This is a genomic window from Pseudorhodoferax sp. LjRoot39, from assembly GCF_964253035.1.
Lineage (GTDB): Bacteria > Pseudomonadota > Gammaproteobacteria > Burkholderiales > Burkholderiaceae_C > Pseudorhodoferax.
Genome location: NZ_CAXUQL020000001.1, coordinates 1,829,945 through 1,849,016, shown reverse-complemented (window position 1 = coordinate 1,849,016; position 19,072 = coordinate 1,829,945). Strand labels below are relative to the sequence as shown.

General features: G+C 71.6%; 14 protein-coding genes. 9 read left to right on the top strand and 5 right to left on the bottom strand.

What is annotated here, in order from left to right; translation table 11 throughout:
- Window positions 1-140: 140 nt before the first annotated feature.
- The 4 genes from ACSQ4M_RS08680 to ACSQ4M_RS08665 are packed head-to-tail and all read right to left on the bottom strand — an operon-like array spanning window position 141 to window position 7,687.
- Complete coding sequence (locus ACSQ4M_RS08680; RefSeq protein ID WP_436189181.1) at window positions 141-767, bottom strand: response regulator transcription factor; 627 nt, start codon at window positions 765-767, stop codon at window positions 141-143.
- On the bottom strand, window positions 754-2,850 hold the full coding sequence (locus ACSQ4M_RS08675) for a two-component system sensor histidine kinase NtrB (protein WP_436189180.1): 2,097 nt from the start codon (window positions 2,848-2,850) through the stop codon (window positions 754-756). The genes ACSQ4M_RS08680 and ACSQ4M_RS08675 overlap by 14 nt, the downstream gene beginning before the upstream one ends.
- Window positions 2,847-3,662 carry a carbon-nitrogen hydrolase family protein gene (locus ACSQ4M_RS08670; protein ID WP_436189179.1) on the bottom strand — a complete coding sequence of 272 codons (816 nt, stop codon included), beginning with the start codon at window positions 3,660-3,662 and terminating at the stop codon, window positions 2,847-2,849. Before ACSQ4M_RS08670 ends, ACSQ4M_RS08675 begins: the two co-directional genes overlap by 4 nt.
- On the bottom strand, window positions 3,659-7,687 hold the full coding sequence (locus ACSQ4M_RS08665; protein WP_436189178.1) for a YhdP family protein: 4,029 nt from the start codon (window positions 7,685-7,687) through the stop codon (window positions 3,659-3,661). The genes ACSQ4M_RS08670 and ACSQ4M_RS08665 overlap by 4 nt, the downstream gene beginning before the upstream one ends.
- Before the next feature lie 27 nt (window positions 7,688-7,714).
- On the opposite strand from ACSQ4M_RS08665, the gene glnE reads away from it, so the two are divergent.
- Together glnE and ACSQ4M_RS08655 are read left to right on the top strand one after the other, a co-directional pair.
- Window positions 7,715-10,519, top strand: a complete 2,805-nt coding sequence (glnE, locus tag ACSQ4M_RS08660; RefSeq protein WP_436189177.1) for a bifunctional [glutamate--ammonia ligase]-adenylyl-L-tyrosine phosphorylase/[glutamate--ammonia-ligase] adenylyltransferase — start codon at window positions 7,715-7,717, stop codon at window positions 10,517-10,519.
- 27 nt (window positions 10,520-10,546) lie between these two features.
- Entirely contained in the window at window positions 10,547-11,284 is a 738-nt protein-coding gene (locus ACSQ4M_RS08655; RefSeq protein ID WP_436189176.1) for an IclR family transcriptional regulator, read from the top strand.
- A 1-nt stretch (window position 11,285) separates the two neighbouring features.
- Here ACSQ4M_RS08655 and ACSQ4M_RS08650 read toward each other — a convergent pair whose 3' ends face one another.
- Window positions 11,286-12,167, bottom strand: a complete 882-nt coding sequence (locus ACSQ4M_RS08650; protein ID WP_436189175.1) for an HpcH/HpaI aldolase/citrate lyase family protein — start codon at window positions 12,165-12,167, stop codon at window positions 11,286-11,288.
- Between the two features lie 104 nt (window positions 12,168-12,271).
- Here ACSQ4M_RS08650 and ACSQ4M_RS08645 point away from each other — a divergent pair, with 104 nt between their 5' ends.
- The 7 genes from ACSQ4M_RS08645 to ACSQ4M_RS08615 are packed head-to-tail and all read left to right on the top strand — an operon-like array spanning window position 12,272 to window position 19,061.
- Entirely contained in the window at window positions 12,272-13,633 is a 1,362-nt protein-coding gene (locus tag ACSQ4M_RS08645; RefSeq protein ID WP_436189174.1) for an MmgE/PrpD family protein, read from the top strand.
- A complete protein-coding gene (locus tag ACSQ4M_RS08640; protein WP_436189173.1) occupies window positions 13,630-14,127 on the top strand; it encodes a MaoC family dehydratase in 498 nt (165 codons plus the stop codon). The genes ACSQ4M_RS08645 and ACSQ4M_RS08640 overlap by 4 nt, the downstream gene beginning before the upstream one ends.
- Before the next feature lie 3 nt (window positions 14,128-14,130).
- Window positions 14,131-15,363 carry an acyl-CoA dehydrogenase family protein gene (locus ACSQ4M_RS08635; protein WP_436189172.1) on the top strand — a complete coding sequence of 411 codons (1,233 nt, stop codon included), beginning with the start codon at window positions 14,131-14,133 and terminating at the stop codon, window positions 15,361-15,363.
- Window positions 15,360-15,848 (top strand): MaoC family dehydratase, encoded by a 489-nt coding sequence (locus ACSQ4M_RS08630; protein ID WP_436189171.1) that lies wholly within the window; start codon window positions 15,360-15,362, stop codon window positions 15,846-15,848. Before ACSQ4M_RS08635 ends, ACSQ4M_RS08630 begins: the two co-directional genes overlap by 4 nt.
- Complete coding sequence (locus ACSQ4M_RS08625) at window positions 15,845-17,065, top strand: CaiB/BaiF CoA transferase family protein (protein WP_436189170.1); 1,221 nt, start codon at window positions 15,845-15,847, stop codon at window positions 17,063-17,065. The genes ACSQ4M_RS08630 and ACSQ4M_RS08625 overlap by 4 nt, the downstream gene beginning before the upstream one ends.
- 31 nt (window positions 17,066-17,096) lie before the next feature.
- Window positions 17,097-18,008, top strand: coding sequence for an HpcH/HpaI aldolase/citrate lyase family protein (locus ACSQ4M_RS08620; protein WP_436189169.1), 912 nt, complete (start codon window positions 17,097-17,099; stop codon window positions 18,006-18,008).
- 36 nt (window positions 18,009-18,044) lie between these two features.
- A complete protein-coding gene (locus tag ACSQ4M_RS08615; RefSeq protein WP_436189168.1) occupies window positions 18,045-19,061 on the top strand; it encodes a Bug family tripartite tricarboxylate transporter substrate binding protein in 1,017 nt (338 codons plus the stop codon).
- Window positions 19,062-19,072: the final 11 nt, after the last annotated feature.

Below are 19,072 nucleotides of genomic sequence, written 5' to 3'. Positions count from 1 at the left end.
GACGACCAGGCCAACGATGTAGATGACGGAGTTCATGGTATGGGTGCTGTTGTGTTGAAGACAGCCCAAGCATGCTCCGCTGGCCACCGGGCCGCTGTCGGCGCCCGTCTGCGCCCCTTGTAGGACGGCTGAAGCAGCGGCTACAGGCCGCGCAGCAGGTTGGCCAGTTCCACGGCCGACTTGACTTCCATCTTGTCGAACACGCGCGCGCGGTGCACTTCCACCGTGCGCACGCTGATCTCCAGCTGGTCGGCGATGAGCTTGTTGGGCATGCCTTCGACCACCAGGCGCATCACGTCGCGCTCACGCTCGGTCAGCTCGGTCAGGCGCGTGCGCAGCAGCGCATCGTGCTGCTGCGCGGCGAGCGTGCGGGCCGACTGCAGGAGGGCCTGCTCGATGCGGTCGACCAGCGCGTTGTCGGAGAACGGCTTCTCGCAGAAGTCGAACGCGCCGCGCTTGACCGCGTCCACGGCGGTCGGCACGTCGGCATGGCCGGTCAGGAAGATCACCGGCAGCGCCTGGTGCAGACCGCGCGCGACGAGCTGGTCGAACAGCTCCAGCCCGCTCATGCCGGGCATGCGCACGTCCAGCAGCAGGCAGCTGGCCTGCGCCGGCACGAAGCCGGCCTGCAGCCGGGCCTCGAAGGCTTCGGCACTGTCGAAGCCTTCGCTGAGCAGCCGGCGTGAGCGCAGCAGCCAAGAAAGCGCGTCGCGCACGCCGGCGTCGTCGTCGACGATGTGGACCAGGGCGTCCTTAGGAACTTGCATGGGGGGTCTCCACCAGGTCGGAGGTGTTCAGTGGCATGGGATCGGTGGTGGGATCGGAACCGCCGGCTTCGGTGGGCAGTGTGAAGCGGAACACGGTGCCGCGCGGCTCGCGCGCCTCATACACCATGGAGCCGCCGTGCTGCTCCACCACGGTGCGGCACAGCGACAAGCCCAGGCCCATGCCTTCGGCCTTGGTTGTGAAGAAGGGCGTGAACAGGCGCTCGGCCACCGCGGGCGCGATGCCGCCGCCGCAATCGGCCACGCTGAACTCCAGCCAGCCCTTGGGCCGCGTGGCGCCCGCGCGCGTGCCGGCCGGCGCCACGCGCAGCAGCAGCTCACGCTGGGCCACGGGCGTGCCGTCCATGGCCTGCATGCCGTTGCGGGCCAGGTTCAGCAGCACCTGCTCGACCATGGTGCGGTCGCACTGCACGCGTGGCAGCCCCGGCGCGACCTCGGTGCGCACGCGCACGGCCAGCTTGCGCGCCTGCAGGCTGACGAGGGGCCAGATCGCGCCCAGCAGCGCGTGCGGCGCCACCGCCTCGCGCGCCTCGTCGCGTCGGCGCACGAAGTCGTGCACGCTCTTGATCACGCGGCCAGCGCGCTCGGCCTGTTCGGCGATGCGGCGCATGGCCATGGCCATGTCGGCCCCTGCGGCCGGCCCGTGCGCCAGCATGTTCAGCGCCCCCGTGGCGTAGCTGGAGATCGCGGCCAGCGGCTGGTTGAGTTCGTGGCTCAGCAGCGAGGCCATCTCGCCCACCGTGGCCAGGCGCGCCGTGGCCTGCAACCGCTCCTGGCTGGCGCGCGAGAGTTCCTCCACGCGGCGCTGCTCGCTGATGTCCAGGAAGGCGCTCATCCAGCCGGTCTGCACGCCCTGGGCGTTGATCAGCGGCGCCTCGATGATGAGCACCGGAAAGCGCGTGCCGTCCTTGTGCTGGAACACCGATTCGTAGCCTTCGCGCGGCGGCATCTTGCCGGCCAGCCGGATCGCCTGGCGCTGCTCGTACTCGCCGATCAGCTCGGGCGGCCAGTAGGGCGCGGGCGCGGACTTGCCCCAGAGTTCCTCGGGCGTGTAGCCGACCATGCTGCAAAAGGCCGGGTTGACGTAGGTGATGCGGCCATCGAGGTCACGCGCACGCAGGCCGGTCAGCAGCGAATCCTCCATGGCCTTGCGGAAGGCCAGCGCATCGGCCAGGTCGCGCTCGGCGCGCTGGCGCCGGCGCATGTCCTTGGCCAGCAGCATGAGCACCGAGACCAGCGCGATCGACATGCCGGTCACCAGCGCGGTCATCACGTTGGGCAGCAGGTCGGGGGCGGCACGCCAGCTGGCCAGGCGCAGCAGCATGGGGTTGCCGGGCAGGTCCAGCAGCTGCTGCGACGTGAAGACACGGGCGCCGCGGCGCGTGGCGCCGTGCAGCGCCAGTCGCGTGCCGTCGGCCTCGATGAAGGAGGCCTCCTGGTAGTGCGGCAGCTGGCGGCCCAGGAACTCGGCCAGGATGTCCTGCAGCGCGTAGGTGGCCAGCACGTAGCCGGTCACGCGGCCATCGGCCAGCAGCGGCAGGCACAGGTCCATGACTTCCATGCCGCGGCCGTCGGGCTGCGGCAGGTAGTAGCTGGCCGAATAGGCCGGGCCGTTCAGGCGCCGCGCCGTGGCGCAGTTCAGCGAGACGTCGCCCAGCGTGTCCTGGCGCGGCAGCAGGCTGAACACCGCGGCACGGTAGGGTGTGTCGGCCTCGCCCTGCAGCCGCAGGGCACTGCCGCGCCATTCCAGCCGCATGATCTCGCGGCGATCTCGCAGCAGGTCGGCCGCGCGCCGCCCCCAGTCCTCGTGCAGCGGGTCCGACGCATTGAGCGCCTGCAGGCTCTGCACGTTGCGGATCAGGGCCGTGCGGATGTCGGCCACGGCATCGGCGGTGTCGCGCTCGACCTTGCTCTGCACCTGGGTGGCTTCGTAGCGGCCGGCGAGCCAGACCAGCGTGCCCAGCAGGCCCACCACCAGCAGGATCAGCAGCGACCACAGGGACCAGCGCCGCTGGATGAACAAGGCCCACTGGCGCAACAGCCCGGGCAGCACGATGTCTTTCACAGCAGCCGGTGCTCCAGCGCCGGCAACTGCCGGCGCACCTGGGCCAGCCGTTCGGCATCCAGATCGCCCAGCACGCAGGCCGGGCCCTCGGCCTGCGCGGCCAGCACCTGGCCCCAGGGATCGACCAGCATGCTGTGGCCCCAGGTGCGCCGGCCGTTGGCATGCAGCCCGCCCTGGGCCGGCGCCAGCACATAGGCCAGGTTCTCGATGGCGCGCGCGCGCAGCAGCGTTTCCCAGTGCGCCTGGCCCGTGGTGTGCGTGAAGGCACTGGGCACCAGCAGCAGCTCGGCGCCCTGCGCGGCATAGGCGCGGTAGAGCTCGGGAAAGCGCAGGTCATAGCAGACCGACAGGCCCACGCGCCAGGTGCGGCCGCCGCGGTCGGGAAGCGTGAACAGCACGGGTTCGCTGCCGCGTTCGAGCACGCGCGCCTCGTCAAAGCGCTCGCTGCCGTTGTCGAAGCGGAACAGGTGGATCTTGTCGTAGCGCGCCACGCAGTCGCCCTGCGGGTCGAACACCAGGCAGGTGTTGCGCACGCGCGCGCCATCGCCGACCGTGATGGGCAGCGTGCCGCCGACGATCCACAGGCCCAGTTCACGCGCACTGCGCGCGAGGAAGTCCTGGATGGGCCCGGTGCCGAAGGGCTCCTGGATCGCGAGCTTGTCGGTGTCGCGCGCGCCGAGCAGGCAGAAGTACTCGGGCAGCACGGCCAGCTCCGCCCCCGCCGCGGCGGCCTCTTCGAGCAGGCCGCGCGCGGCGGCCAGGTTGGCGTCCCGGTCCATGCCGGAGACCATCTGCAGTGCGGCCAGTTTCATCGCACCGTTCCTTTCTTCTCGTTGTCGTCGGCCTGGGCGCTCGCGCTGCGCGCCACGCGCTCGATGCGCGGTTCGCTCCAGGTGCCGTCGATCTGGAACTGCTGCGTGGCCGCCTCCATGAGCGGGCGGCGCAGCACCCATTGCGCGAGGAAGGTTCCGAGGCCGATGGCCGGATTGATGACCGAGGCCACCAGCGAGGCCGTGCCCGCGTTGATCTCGGGCACCACCACCACGCGAAGGTCCTGCGTCTCGTGGGCGATGTCGGCGCGTCCGTCCATCAGCACGGCCGCGTTGACGCCCTTCATCTGCAGGTTGTTGGAGCTGACCACGCCGCGCGCGATCTGCGCGTCGCCGCGCAGGAAGTCGAACGCGAAGCCCTCGCTGAACAGGTCGCGGAAGTCCAGCGTGAGCCGGCGCGGCAGCGCCTGCAGGCTCAGCACGCCGAGCAGCCGCGCCACGCCGGCGTCGGCCTTGAGGAACTGGCCCTCGCGCACGTCCAGGTGCAGCTTGCCCGCCATGCTGGGGTAGTCCAGCGCGAGCGGCGAACCGTCCCAGGCCACCGTGCCGTCGAGTTCCCCATGGCCGCGCCGGAACACGCCGGCCATGCCCAGCCGCGCCAGCAGCGCGCCGGCATCGTCGATGGCGAGCTTGAAGTCCATGGCCGTGCGGCGGCCCGTGCCCGCGCCGCGTGCGCCCCACTGGCCCGAAGCCTCGAAGCGGGCCTCGGGCGTGCGCAGCGCCAGCTTGTGCAGCTGCCACTCCGCGCCCTGGTTCACGGCGTTGACTTCGAGCCGGCCGAGCTTCTTGCCGCGCAGCTCGAAGTCCTCCACCACGATGTCCAGCGCCGGCACGCTGGAAGGCTGCTCGTCCAGCAGCGTGGTGACGTCTTCCTCCTCGCCGGCGGCGATCACGAGCCGCTGCAGCCGCGCGTGCACATTACCGGGCTGGCTGCCCCTGCCCTGGCGGTATTCGATCTGGCCGGCGAGCTCGCGCGCGTCGATGCGGGCGCGCCAGGTGCTGCCCTCGCGCGCGCCGCTCAGCGCCAGCTGGTGCAGGCGGCGGCTTCCCCAGCGCAACTCGTTGGCCTGCAACGCGAAGCGGTCGGGCAGGTAGCCAGCGTCCACATCCGCAGCGGCCTGCTCGCCGCCGAGCGCGCCGGACAGCGCCTGCCAGGCATCGAGCGCCACGGCATCGAGCCGCAGGTCCATGGCCACCCCCTGGGCCGGCAGCGTGGCGGCCTCGCCATGCGGCAGGCCCAGACCGATGCTGCCGCGCAGCACGCGCGGGCTGGCGCCCGTGGTGTCGCGTTCGAAGCGCGCCTGCAGCACGGAGCCCAGGCCCAGCGTGAGCAGGTCTTGTTGGTGCGTCTGCTGCGGCGCCAGCGCCACGCGCAGCGGCAGCGCGGCCTCGGCCGGCTTGCCCAAGGGCGCGGGCAGGTCCAGCGCCAGGCCCTGCAGCGGGCTGTCGAGCGTGAAGGCCAGCGCGCCATCGGCGCCGCGCGTGAGCGCCGCGGTGTAGGCCGCGCTGCCGCTGGCGCGCTGGGCCAGCCGCGTGAGCGCGCCGAGTTCGCTGGCCTGGCGCAGCCCCTCGGCCGTGGCCGTGCCCTGGGCGCGCACGGCCAGCGCGCCGTCCTGCAGGCCGCCGTCCACGCGGGTCTCGCCGCCCAGCACCGCGGTCTGCACGCTGGCCAGGCTGAAGCCGGTGTCGCTGAAGGCCACCGTGCCGCGCGTGCGCGCCAGCTGCGGCGTGCCGGGCTTGAGCTGGATGTCGTTGCCCGCCAGCACCACGCCGCCCTGCACGCGGCTGGCCTGCAGCCGCTCCAGCGGCAGGGCCAGCTGCAGCTTGAGGTCGGCGGCGCCGCTGCCCTGGGCCTGCGCCAGCGCGCCCTCGGTCATCCGCGCCAGCGGCGAGGTGGCCACGGCCGCCAGCATGCCCGCAAGCGGGCCGCGGCCCTCGGCGCGCACGGCCACCTCGGGGTGCGCGAAATCGGGGATCTCGGCCTCGGCCTTGGCCACGGCGAAACCGCCGGCGCCGGCCAGTTGGCCGCGCGCGTTGCGCACCTGCATGCCGTTGCGGTCGAACACCAGCCGGCCCGCCAGGCCGGTCAGGATCGGCCAGGGCAGTTCGCCCGCGTCCTGCAGGCGCGGCGGCACGTAGGCGTATTGCACGTCCTCGACCTCGGCGGCGATGTGGAACTCGCCGAGCTTGGGATCCTTGTAGGGGAAGTGGTCGAGGTCGCCGCGCACCTTGAACTGCACGCTGCTGGCGCGGCCACGCTGCACCGCGTCGCGCACGTAGTGGCGGGCGTCGTCGCCCACCGCGAGCGGCAGGTAGCGGTGCACGCGCGTGCCGTCGGCGCGCGTGAGCTTGCCCTCCAGTTCGAGCCGGCCCGGGCCTTGCGGCGCGCCGTCGGCCGGCGCATCGGCGCGGCTGTCCCAGCGCGCCTGCAACTGGCCGGTCGCGTCGGCATTGGCAAAACTCAGTTCGGGCACCTGCACCGCCAGCCGCGCGCCCGCGTGCTGCCAGCGCACCAGGCCATCGAGTTGCGCCAGCGGCACGCGCGCCTCCTCGAACACGCCGGGGAACTCCAGCGCGCCGTCGGCCAGCGCCAGCCGCGCCTCGCCGCCGCCCTCGGTCAGCGTGAAGTCGGCCGACAGGCCCTCGACGCCGGGGCGGCCCATGGGGTAGTGCAGGTCGGGCCGGCGCGGCGCGAGCGGGCCGGCGGCCAAGGCCAGGTCCCGCACCTTGCCCTGTGCGCGGTAGCTGGCCGGCGCCTCGATACGACCGGTCCACTGGGCCTGCAACTGCTCGATGCGGCCGCGCGGGGCCAGCCCCTGCAGCTCGGCCTGCCAACCGGCTTGCATCCGGGGCGTCAGCGGCAGGCGGCCGGCGATCTCGGCCAGCGCCGCCAGGTCGATGTGGTCCACGCGCAACTCGCCCTGGCCGGGCACCCGGCTCTCGCCGCGCATGTAGCTCAGGAACACGTCGCCCTGCGGCCATTGCGCGCCCTCGGCCGTGGCAAAGCGCAGCTGCCGGGTCTGCAGTTCCATGCCGCTGGCCAGCAGCCGGCCGCGGATGCGCCCCTGCAACTGCGTGAGCGCGAGCGGTTCCAGCCCCGGGCCCAGGCGCGCGCTGGCATCGGCCAGGGCCAGGTCCATCTGGCCGCCCAGCACCGCACCATGCACCACGTCGAACCAGGCCGTGAGGCTGCCGCGGCCGGCCAACAGCTCCACGTCGTGCGCCACGCCGGGCGGCAGATGGGCCCGCAGCTGCGCCAGGTCCAGCTGCGGGAACTCGGCGTAGACCGGGCCGTCCCATTCGCGCCAGTTGCCGCGGCGCGGGTTCAGCAGCGACTGGCGCATGGCCGCGCGCAGGCTGAAGCGCTGGCCCCAGGCCGCAGGCGGCGTGGCGTCGAACCGGATCTGGTGGCGCCGCGCGCTGTTGCGGATGACGAGGTCGGCATCGGTCAGCTCGGCCGTGGGCAAGCCGCTGCGCTCGTCGGTCCAGCGCACGGTGGCCTGGCGCAGCGCGAGCTCGCGCTGCGAGAAGACCCAGTCCGCCGCAGGGCTGCTGTCGCCCGCGCCTTCGGACAAGGCGATGCCGGCCACCAGCAGGTGCCCGTCGGCGTTGCGGCGCAGGTCCAGCACGGGACCGTCGACGACGATCTGCTCGAAGCCCAGCCGCAGCAGCGAGCGCGGCGACAGCAGCGCGGAAACCCTTGCCAGGCGCAGGCCTTCGCGGCCCTGCGCATCGCGCAGCACCACGTCGGTCAACTCAAAACTGGGCAGGATGCGGGCGGAACTGGCCATGATCGCGCCGATGCGCACCTCCGCGCCCAGGGCCCGGCTGGCAGCGGCTTCCAACTGCGGACGGAAATCGCCGATACGCGGCACAATCCAGCCGTGCAGCGCCCCCCAGGCGACGCCAACGACCAACCACACGCACAGAACCAGCCCGAGCACCCAGGGCGCCAGGACGGCCGCCAGCTTGAGCAGGCGAGAAGGACGTGGCGTCGGAACTGTCACTTTGAGTAGCTAGATCGGCCAGGAATTATGACCCGCGACCCCGGCACCGGTTCCGTCATCCCCCGTGACCCCTTGTTCACACGGCCCTCCCCCGATTCCCCTGCCGACCACCCGGTCATGGCCTCGCATTCGCGCTTCGTGCAGCGCCTGCGGCGCCGCTACGCCACCGAACTGCCGCTGCTGCCCGCAGGCCCGCCGCGCAAGGCCGCCATGCAGGCCACGCTGGCGCAGTTGCTGGCCCAGGGCCACGGTTTCAGTGCGGCGGTGCGCATGCTCCGCCAACTGGTCATGGAGCGCCTGGTGGTGCTCGATTGCGAACAGCAGGCCGAACTCGCGGTGGTCACCACCGCCGTCACCGAGCTGGCCGAACTGGCGCTCGACCAGGCCCTGCTGCAGGCCGAGCGCGAGCTCGACGAGCGCCACGGCATGCCCTGCACGGCCGACGGCCGGCGCGCCCAGCTGTGGGTCATCGGCATGGGCAAGCTCGGCGCGCGCGAGCTCAATGTCTCCAGCGACATCGACCTGATCTACATCTACGACCAGGACGGCGAGACCGCCGGCACGCCCGAGGGCCGCGGCCGCATCAGCAACCACGAGTACTTCGCGCGCGCGATCAAGACCGTCTACGCGCTGGTCGGCGAGACCACCGAGCACGGCTTCGTGTTCCGGGTCGACCTGGCGCTGCGGCCGCACGGCAATTCGGGCCCGGCAGCCATCTCGCTCAGCGCGCTGGAGGACTACCTGCAGGTGCAGGGCCGCGAGTGGGAGCGCTTCGCCTGGCTCAAGAGCCGCACGGTGGCACCGCGCCGCTGCGTCGAGGACGGCTCGGCCGGCGAGCTGCGCAGCGTGGTGCTGCCCTTCGTGTTCCGCCGCTACCTGGACTACAACGTGTTCGAGGCGCTGCGCACGCTGCACCGGCAGATCCGCGAGCACGCCGCGCGCCGCGCCGCCGGCCACCCCGAGCGCGCCAACGACGTCAAGCTCTCGCGCGGCGGCATCCGCGAGATCGAGTTCATCGTGCAACTGCTGCAGGTGGTGCGCGGCGGCCAGTTCCCCGAGCTGCGCACGCGCTCCACGCTGGACGCGCTGCCGCGCCTGACCCGCGCCGGGCTCATGCCCCAGGCCACGGCCGAGTCGCTGGCCAAGGCCTATGTGTTCCTGCGCCGCGTGGAGCACCGCATCCAGTACCTGGACGACCAGCAGACCCATGTGCTGCCCTCGGGCGACGAGGACCTGGCCTGGATCGCCGAGACCATGGGCTATGCATCGTGCTGCCCCTTCCTGTCCGAGCTGGACCAGCACCGCGAGTTCGTCGCGCAGGAATTCGACATCCTGCTCGGCGGTGACGCCAAGCCCTGCAAGGGCAACTGCAAGGGCGGCCCCAAGGCCCAGGGCCCGGCGGTGCCGGACTTCGACGCCGTGCTCGAACGCCTGCCGCTCGACTTCCGCCAGCGCATCGAGGCCTGGCGCGACCACCCACGCGTGACCGCGCTGCGCGACGAGAGCCGCGGCCGGCTGCTGCGCCTGGTGCAGCGCACGGCCGACTGGCTGCGCGACGAACGCCCCGGCGACGACATCGATGCCGCGCACCGGCTGCAGGGCGCGCTGCGCTGGACCGACTGGGTCGAGCCGCTGCTGCGCCGCGAAAGCTACCTCGCGCTGCTGCTGGAGCGCCCGGCCACGCACGAGCGCCTGCTGCGCCTGCTGGGCGCGGCGCGCTGGCCCGCGCGCTACCTGCTGCGCCACCCCGGCGTGATCGACGAGCTGGCCTCTGCCTCGATGCTGGCCGAGCGCTTCGCGCCCGAATCCTTCGAGCGCGAGCTGGAGGAGCGCCGCCGCTCGCTCGCCATCACCGGCGAGGACGACGAGGAGGAACTGCTGAACCTGCTGCGCCGCGCCCACCACGCCGAAGCCTTCCGCACGCTGGCGCGCGACGTCGAGCACCGGCTGACCGTGGAGCAGGTCGCCGACGACCTCTCCGCTCTGGCCGACACCATGCTGCGCGTGACGGCGCGCTGGTGCTGGCAACGCCTGAAGAACGCGCACCGCGAAGAGCCGCAGTACGCCATCATCGGCTACGGCAAGCTGGGCGGAAAAGAGCTCGGCTACGGCAGCGACCTGGACATCGTGTTCGTCTACGAGGACGAGGACGAGCGCGCGCCCGAAGCCTATGCCGCCTTCGTGCGCAAGATGATCAACTGGCTGACCGTCAAGACGCGCGAGGGCGACCTGTTCGAGATCGACACCGCGCTGCGGCCCAACGGCAATTCGGGCCTGCTGATCACCAGTTTCGAGAGCTACGCCAAGTACCAGAAGGGCCGCGGCAGCAACACGGCATGGACCTGGGAGCACCAGGCCATGACGCGGGCGCGCTTCGTGGTCGGCATGGACGCGCTGCAGCCGCGCTTCGACGCCGTGCGCAGCGCCGTGGTCACGTCCGAGCGCGATGCGCAGGCGCTGCGCGCCGAGATCGTCGCCATGCGCGAGAAGGTGCGCGCGGCCCATCCGGTGCGCGGCGAGCAGTTCGACCTCAAGCACAGCCCTGGCGGCATGGTCGATGCCGAGTTCGCCGTGCAGTACCTCGTGCTGGCGCATTCCGCCCGGCACGCCGAGCTGATCGCCAACGTGGGCAACATCGCGCTGCTGCACCGCGCCGAGGCCTGCGGCCTGCTGCCCACGGGCGTGGGCCACGCCGCGGCCGATGCCTACCGCGAACTGCGCCACCTGCAGCACCGCGCGCGGCTGGACGAGGCGCCCACGCAGGTCGAGGCCGTCGACGTGGCCAGCGAGCGCGACGCGGTGCTGGCGCTGTGGCACGCCGTGTTCGACTGAACCCGGTGCTTTCGGACTAGCAGGCGGATGGTCAAGTCCGCCGCCCGCGTCTTCGAGCTGCTGGAGCTGTTCGACGCCGAGCGCCGCCCGCTGCGCGTGACCGAGATCGTGCAGCGGCTGGACATGCCGCAGTCCAGCGTGTCGATGCTGCTCAAGACCATGGTGGCGCGCGGTTACATGGAGTTCGACGCGGCCGACCGCAGCTACTGCCCTTCGGTGCGGATCTCCTTCCTCAACGAATGGGCCATGCGCGCGCCGGGCCAGCGCCAGGACATGCAGGACGCGATGCGCCGGCTGGCCGACGACACCGGTGAATCCGTGCTGCTCGGCCGCCAGAGCGGTCTGCTGCTGCAGTACGTGTCCATCATCGAGTCGCAGCGCGCGCTGCGTTTCTCGCCCTCGCCCGGCACCCTGCGGCCGCTGCACCGCACGGCCATCGGCATCATGTTGCTGAGCCGGCAGGACGACGAACGCATCGGCCTGCTGCTGCGCCGCTACAACGCCGAGAAGCTGGGGCCCACGGCGCGCATCGCCGAGACCTTCCGCGCCATCGCGTTCGCACGCGAGCACGGCTGGTACGAGTCGGCCAGCCTGGCCACGCCGGGCGCCGGCGTGATCGCCACGCTGCTGCCCACGCCGATCCGCCAGCAGCGCCTGGCTATCGGCGTGGGCGCGCCCGTGGACCGGCTGCACAAGCGCCGCCGGATGCTGCTGGACGCCGTGCTGGCGGCCGCCCAGGCCACCGCCGCCACGCAGGCCAAGTAGATCAGGTCGCGCGCGCGGCGATCGCCGCCTGCAGCGCCAGCAGGCGCTCGGCCTGCGCCAGGTGCAGGCGCTCGACCATGCGGCCGTCGATCTGGATCACGCCCGCCTGGGCATGCGCCGGCTGCGCGAAGGCGTCGACGACGGCACGGGCATCGCGCAGCGCCGCCTCGGCCGGCGCGAATGCCCGGTTGGCTGCGTCCACCTGCGTCGGGTGGATCAGCGTCTTGCCGTCGAACCCCATCTTGACCGACTGCGCCAGCTCGGCCGCGAAGCCGGCCTGGTCCGCGAAGTCGTTCCACACCCCGTCGAGCACGCCCACGCCGAAGCGCCGGGCCGCCAGCACGCAGCGCATCAGCCAGGGCACGAGCCAGGCGCGCCCGTCGGCGGTGGACACGCCGGTCTCCTTGGCGATGTCGTTGGTGCCGACCACCAGGCAGTCCAGCCGCGTGCTGGCCTGCAGGCAGGCGACGATGCCGTCGAGCACGCTCAGCGCCCCGGCCGTCTCCACCATCACCCACAGGCGGACGCGGGCGTCCAGGGGCGCCAGCGCAGCGCACAAGGCTTCGGCGTCCTGCACGCTGGCGAGCTTGGGCACCAGCAGGGCATCCGGCCGCACGCGCGCCACCAGCGCCAGGTCCTGCGCAAAGTCTGCGTCGGCCAGGCCGTTGCTGCGGACCACGCAGCACTGCGGCCCTGGCCTGCCCTGCGCGAAAGCCTGGGCCAAGTGCTCGCGCGCCGCCTGCTTCATGGCCGGCGCGACCGCATCCTCCAGGTCGAACACCACCGCATCGCAGGCCAGCGACGCGCACTTGGCGATGGCCCGCTGGTTGATTGCGGGAACGTAGAGCACCGAACGGCGCGGCATGGGCAAGGGCTGGGTCATCGCCGCAGTGTCGAGGCCATGGGCCATCGCATTCATCACATATGTGATGCATCTGGCGGCCGCTGGCTCGAATACTGGCGCCTCGTTCCAACCCACCGCCCGCCATGACCGCCTCGCCACCACCGCCTCCGGACGCTCCCGATGCCACGCGCCTGCTGTCCGAATGGATCGCCGGCCTGCGCGACGAAGACCTCGGCGAGCGCGCCGCCACCTGGGCCAGCCATGCGCTGCTCGACTGGCTGGCCGTGGCCATCGCAGGCCGCAGCGAGCCGCTGGTGCAGATGCTGGCGGAGCAATACGGCGGCAGCGGCGAGCAGCCCTGCACGCTGCTGGCGCGCGGTGCCAGCGCCAGGCCGCAGGATGCCGCGCTCATCAACGGCGCGGCCGGCCATGCACTGGATTTCGACGACGTGGCCAGCCGCATGTTCGGCCACCCCAGCGTGCCGGTCATCCCGGCCGCACTGGCGCTGGCACAGGCCCACAAGGCCTCGGGTGCGGACCTGCTGCGCGCCATCATCATCGGCCACGAGGTGGAAAGCCGCGTGGGCGAGATGGTCGGCCCCAGCCACTACCTGCACGGCTTCCACGCCACGGGCACGGTCGGCACGCTGGGCGCCGCCGCGGCCTGTGCCAGCCTGCTGCGGCTGGACGCGGGCCGCACCGCGCACGCGCTGGGCCTGGCCGCCACGCAGGCCGCCGGCCTCAAGTGCATGTTCGGCACCATGGCCAAGCCGCTGCATGCGGGCAAGGCCGCGATGAACGGGCTCATGGCCGCGCAGCTCGCGGCGCGCGGCTTCACGGCGAACCCGGCGGCCATCGAATGCGAGCAGGGCTTTGCACGCACGCTGGCGCCCGTGAGCCGCCCGCTTGCGCCCCTCGACACGCAAGCCGGCTTCGCCGTCGAGGCCACGCTGTTCAAGTACCACGCGGCCTGCTACCTCACGCACTCGGCGATCGAGGCGATCCGGCTGCTGCGCGCGCAGCACGGCCTCACGCTCGACGCCATGGAGGCGATGACGGTCACGGTGGCCATCAACCACCGCGGCGTCTGCGACATCGCCGAGCCCGACACGGGCCTGGCGCTCAAGTTCTCGCTGCAGCAGCTGGCCACGCTGGCACTGGACGGCGCCGCCACGGCCAGCCTGGACCTCTACACCGATGCCACGGCCCGCGACCCGCGCTACGCCCAGGCGCGCCGGCGCGTGCAACTGGTGTTCGTCGACGCAGAGGACCGCAACACCGCCCAGGTTGAACTGCTGACCCGCGACGGCCGCCGGCTGCACCAGTCCGCCAACGTCGCCGTGCCGGCCACCGACCTGCCCGCGCAATGGGAGCGCCTGCTGGCCAAGGCGGGTGCCATCGCCACCCCCGTGCTGGGCGCCGCGCGCTTCGCGCAGATGACCAACGCCGTGCGCACGCTGCGCACCGCCCCCTCCCTCCAACCACTCCTGCAAGCCATCGCATGACTTCCAACGACGAGACCGTCGCCCGGCTGCACGCCCAGGCCCAGCTGCGCCCGCGCGGCAACCGCTACGAGGACTTCGAACCCGGCCGGCGCTTCGCGCACCACTGGGGCCGCACCGTCACGGCCGCGGACAACACGCTGTTCTCCACGCTGACGCTGCACTACAACCCGCACTACACCAACGAGGCCTACGCCCAGGCCCATGGCCACCGCACGGTGCCGGTGAACCCGCTGCTGGTGTTCAACACCGTGTTCGGCCTGTCGGTCGAGGACCTGTCAGAAGGCGGCGGCCCCTTCCTCGGCGTGGATGCATTGCGCTACCTCGTCGACGTCTACCCCGGCGACACGCTGTACGCGCGTTCGGAGGTGCTGGCCGCGCGGCTGGCCAGCCGGCCCGGCTACGGCATCGTCACCTGGCACACCACGGGCTGCAACCAGCACGGCCAGGACGTCATTGACTTCCAACGCTCCAACCTCGTCAAAACAAGGAACTGACCCATGTCTCAGGACGGACAAGGCTACATGACCGACGAGCGCCGCATGATCCGCGACGCCGCCCGCGAATTCACGATGAAGGAGGTGCTGCCGGTCGCCAACCAGCTCGACGGCCCGGAGGGCGAGATCCCGATGGCGCTGCGCCAGAAGATGGCCGACATGGGCTACTTCGGCATCATGATCCCGGAGGAGTACGGCGGCCTGGGCCTGGGCTACTTCGAGTACTGCCTGATCTGCGAGCAGCTGGCGCGCGGCTGGATGTCGGTGGCCTCCATCGTGGCGCGCGCCCAGGGCGGCTGGATCAAGTCGGCCATGCCCGAGGCCATGCGCCAGCGCTACCTGCCGCGCGTGGTGCGCGGCGAGTTCCTGAACGCCAGCGCATTGTCCGAGCCCGACACCGGTTCGGACCTGGCCTCGATCTCCTGCCGCGCCGTGCGCGACGGCGACGACTGGGTTCTGACCGGCAACAAGTACTGGTGCACCTTCGCCGACGGCGCCGACTACATCACCCTCTTCGCGCGCACCGCGCCGCCGCCCAGCGCCGACAAGCGCCACCTGGGCCTGTCGTGCTTCCTGATCGAGAAGGAGCGCGGCGGCTTTCCCAAGGGCATAACGGGCGCGCCGATCCCCAAGATCGGCTACTTCGGCTGGAAGACCTACGAACTCGCGCTGGACGGCCTGCGCGTGCCGGCCTCTGGCCTGATCGGCGAGGAAGGCAAGGCCTTCCTGCTGATGACCAAGGGCCTGGAGGGCGCGCGCGCCCACACCGCTGCGCGCGCGATCGGCCTGGCCCAGGGCGCGCTGGAAGACGCCACCGCCTACGCGCTGGAACGCAAGCAGTTCGGCATGCCGATCGCCGAGTACCAGGCCATCCGCTTCAAGCTCGCGACCATGGCGACCGAGATCGAGGCCGCGCGCCAGCTCATGCACTTCGTCTGCAGCGAACTCGACAGCGGCCGGCGCTGCGACAAGGAAGCCTCCATGGCCAAGTACTTCGCCTCCGAGATGGCCGAGCGCGTGACCTCCGAGGCGCTGCAGATCTTCGGCGGCGCCGGCTACACCAAGCTGTTCGCGGTCGAGCGCTATTGGCGCGACGCGCGGCTGACCAAGATCTTCGAGGGCACCTCGGAGATCCAGCAGCGCATCATCGCCACGCACCTGCTCGGCAAGTCCGAGGTCGAGGCCATGATCGCGGCGCGCGCGTTCGAGAAACAGGCCAAGCGGGAGGCAGCATGAAGACCTCCGCACTCTGCAGCGCCGACAACTGGTTCGAGGACTTCACGCCCGGCCGCCTGATCCGCCACGCGCGCGGCAAGACCGTGACCGAGATGGACAACGTGCTCATCACCAACATGGTGATGAACACGGCCGAGGGCCATTTCAACGAGCACGCCATGCGGCAGGCCGCTGGCGGCATCTTCGCGCAGCGCGTGGTGTTCGGCGGCATCAACCTGTCCATGGTGCTGGGCCTGGCCGCTCAGGACACGGCCGAGCACTGCCTGCGCGAGCTGGCGCTGGACCAGATCCGCCTGTCGCACCCGGTGTTCCATGGCGACACGCTCTACGCATTCAGCGAGGTGCTGGCGCAGGAGGAGGCCGAGCGTCCCGATGCCGGCGTGGTGCGCTTTCGCCACTACGGCATCAACCAGGACGACAAGCTCTGCGTGCAGGCCGAACGCAGCGTGCTGCTCAAGCGCAAGAGCCACTGGGCCGAGCGATGAACGGCGCGCTCGATGGCCTGGTCGTGCTGGACTTGACGCGCATGCTGGCCGGTCCCTACGCCACCATGATGCTGGCCGACCAGGGGGCGCGCGTGGTCAAGATCGAGCCGCCTGGTGGTGACGGCACCCGCCGCAACGGCCCGCACCTGGAGGGTGCCTTGCGCATGGAGGGCGGCGGCTTCGGCGCCTACTTCGCGTCGATCAACCGCAACAAGGAATCGCTGACGCTGGACCTCAAGACCGCGGCCGGCAAGGCCGCGTTGTTGAAGCTGGTGGCCCAGGCCGACGTGCTGGTCGAGAACTACCGCGCCGGCGTGATGGAGCGGCTGGGCCTGGGCTACGAGACGCTGCGCGAACACAACCCGCGGCTGGTCTACGCCGCGCTGCGCGGCTTCGGCGACCCGCGCAGCGGCGCCAGCCCCTATGCGAACTGGCCGGCCTACGACCCGGTGGCGCAGGCCATGGGCGGCATCATGGGCATCACCGGCCCCCAGCCCGGCGGCGCGCCGACCAAGATCGGTCCCGGCGTCGGCGACATCGCGCCGGCCATGTTCCTGGCCTACGGCATCGCCGCGGCCTGCTGGCAGGCCCAGCGCAGCGGCCAGGGCCAGTTCGTCGATGTCGCCATGGTCGACGCCGTGCTGGCCGTCTGCGAACGCATGGTGTTCCAGCACAGCGCCACGGGCGAGGTGCCGGGCCCCGAGGGCAACGGCCACCCGCTGCTGTGCCCCTTCGGCCTGTTCCCGGCGCGCGACGGCCATGTGAGCCTGGGTGTGCCGAACGACCGCTTCTGGGCGCCGCTGGCCCGCCTGATGGGCCAGCCCGAAATGGCCACCGACCCGCGCTACGCCAGCAGCGAAGCCCGGCTGGAACGCCGCGCGGAAGTCGACCGCATCGTCGGCGCCTGGACCGCGCGCCACAGCAAGGCCGAACTGGCCGCGCTGCTGGGCGGCGAGATCCCGTTCGGCCCGGTGTTCGGCGCCGACGACATCTTCGCCGACCCGCACTTCCGCGCGCGCGCCATGCTTGTCGAGACCGAGCAGCCCGGCGCCGACCGCCCGCTGACCGTGGCCGGCACGCCCGTGCACCTGCACGGCACGCCGGGCGGCGTGCGCCGGCGTGCGCCGCTGGCCGGCGAGCACACGCAGCAGGTGCTGCAGGACTTCGGCTTCGCCGCCGACGAGATCGCGGCGCTGCAGGCCGAGGCAGCGCGCTGACCCCATCCCAACCCACCCGAGGAATCCCCCCATGCCACAACGCCCCCAACGCCTGCGCCGCTGCCAGCTCTCGGTGCCCGGCTCCAGCGAGAAGATGATGCACAAGGCCGCCGCGCTCGGCGTCGACTTCGTGTTCCTGGACCTGGAGGACGCGGTTGCGCCGTCCGAGAAGCGCGGCGCGCGCGCCAAGATCGTCGAGGCCCTCAACACCCTGGACTGGGGCCGCACCACGCGCTGCGTGCGCATCAACGACCTCACGACCGAGTACGCCTACGAGGACATCATCGAGGTGGTCGAGGGTGCGCGCGAGAACCTGGACGTGCTCATGCTGCCCAAGGCCATGTCGGCCGCCGACGTGCAGTTCGTCGACAAGCTGCTCTCGATGATGGAGAAGAAGCTCGGCCTGCAAAAGCGCATCGGCATCGACGTGCTGATCGAGGAGGTCGAGGCCATGATGCAGGTCGAGCAGATCGCCGCATCCACGCCGCGGCTCGAATGCCTGATCTTCGGCATGGGCGACTACTCGGCCAGCCAGGGTATCTCGCTGCGCGACATCGGCGGCCCCAGCGGCTACCCCGGCGACATCTGGAGCTACCAGCGCCACAAGCTGACCATCGCGGCGCGCGCGCACCGGCTCGACGCCGTCGATGGCCCCTTCGCCGACTTCAAGTCGCCCGAGACCTTCCGCGAGGAATGCAAGCGCGCGATGACGCTGGGCATGGTCGGCAAGTGGGCCATCCACCCCTCGCAGGTGGCGCTCGCGCAGGAGGCCTTCTCGCCCCAGGCCGAGGACGTGGCGCGCGCGCGCCAGATGATCCGCGCCTACGACGAGGCCCTGGCCCAGGGCCTGGGCGCCGTGCAGTACGAGGGAAAGATGATCGACATCGCGTCGGTCCGCATCGTGCGCAACCTCGTCGACCGGGCCGACCGCATCGGCATGTAGCCGCCACCCGGCCCACCACAACAACGAAGGAGACATATGCACAAGGACCGTTTCACCACCAGCGCGCCCACGCGGCGCCAACTCCTGGGTACCGGCATGGGCCTGTTCGGCGCGCTGGCCCTGCCGCGCCTTGCACAGGCGAACAACTGGCCGACCAAGCCGATCCGCATCATTGCGGCGCAGGCACCGGGCTCGTCCAACGACGCCACGGCGCGCGCGCTGGCCGAGTTCATGACCGGGCACCTGGGCACGCCGGTCGTGGTGGAGAACCGGCCCGGCGGCATCGGCATGATCGCGGCCGACGCGGTCGCGCGTTCGGCACCCGACGGCTACACGCTCTTGATCACGCTGCACAGCCAGCTGGCGCAGGCGCCGGTGCTGCTCAGGAAGGCGCCACTGGACACCGCCAAGGACCTGGTGCCGATCGCCGCCTTCAGCACCGGCACCTCGCCCATGGTCGTCAAGAAAGACCTGCCGGTGCAGAACGTCAAGGAGCTCGTGGAGCTGGCGCGCCAGCGCGTCGTCTCGGTCGGCAACTACGGCATCGGCTCGGGCTGGCAGATCATGGTGAACCAGCTGGCCAAGGAGACCGGCGCGCAGTTCAACATCGTCAACTACAAGGGCACGGGGCCGATGGTGTTCGACCTCATGGCCGGCAACATCGACATCGGCGCGGGCTCGATGGCGGGCATGGCGCCCGGCATCAAGAACGGTGCCTTCCGGCCCATCGTGGTGATCTCGGGCCAGCGCTCCGAGCGGCTGCTGCCCGGCGTGCCGACCTGGGCCGAGGCCGGCTTCAGCGGCCCGGCCTTCGACGATCTGCGCGAATCCAACATGGTGCTGGGCCCGGCCCAGCTGCCGCCGGCCATCGTGCAGCGGCTCGCGGAGGCTGCCCGCCTGTCGGCGTCGCAGTCCGAGCCCATGAAGAACGTGCTGAACCAGCTCGGCGTGGAAGGGCCGCCGTGGACCGGCAGCGAACTGACGGAGTTCATCGCGCGCTCCTGGCCGACCTACCGGACGATGACGCGCGAGCTGGGGCTGCAGGTGCAGTAGAGGCAGCGAGG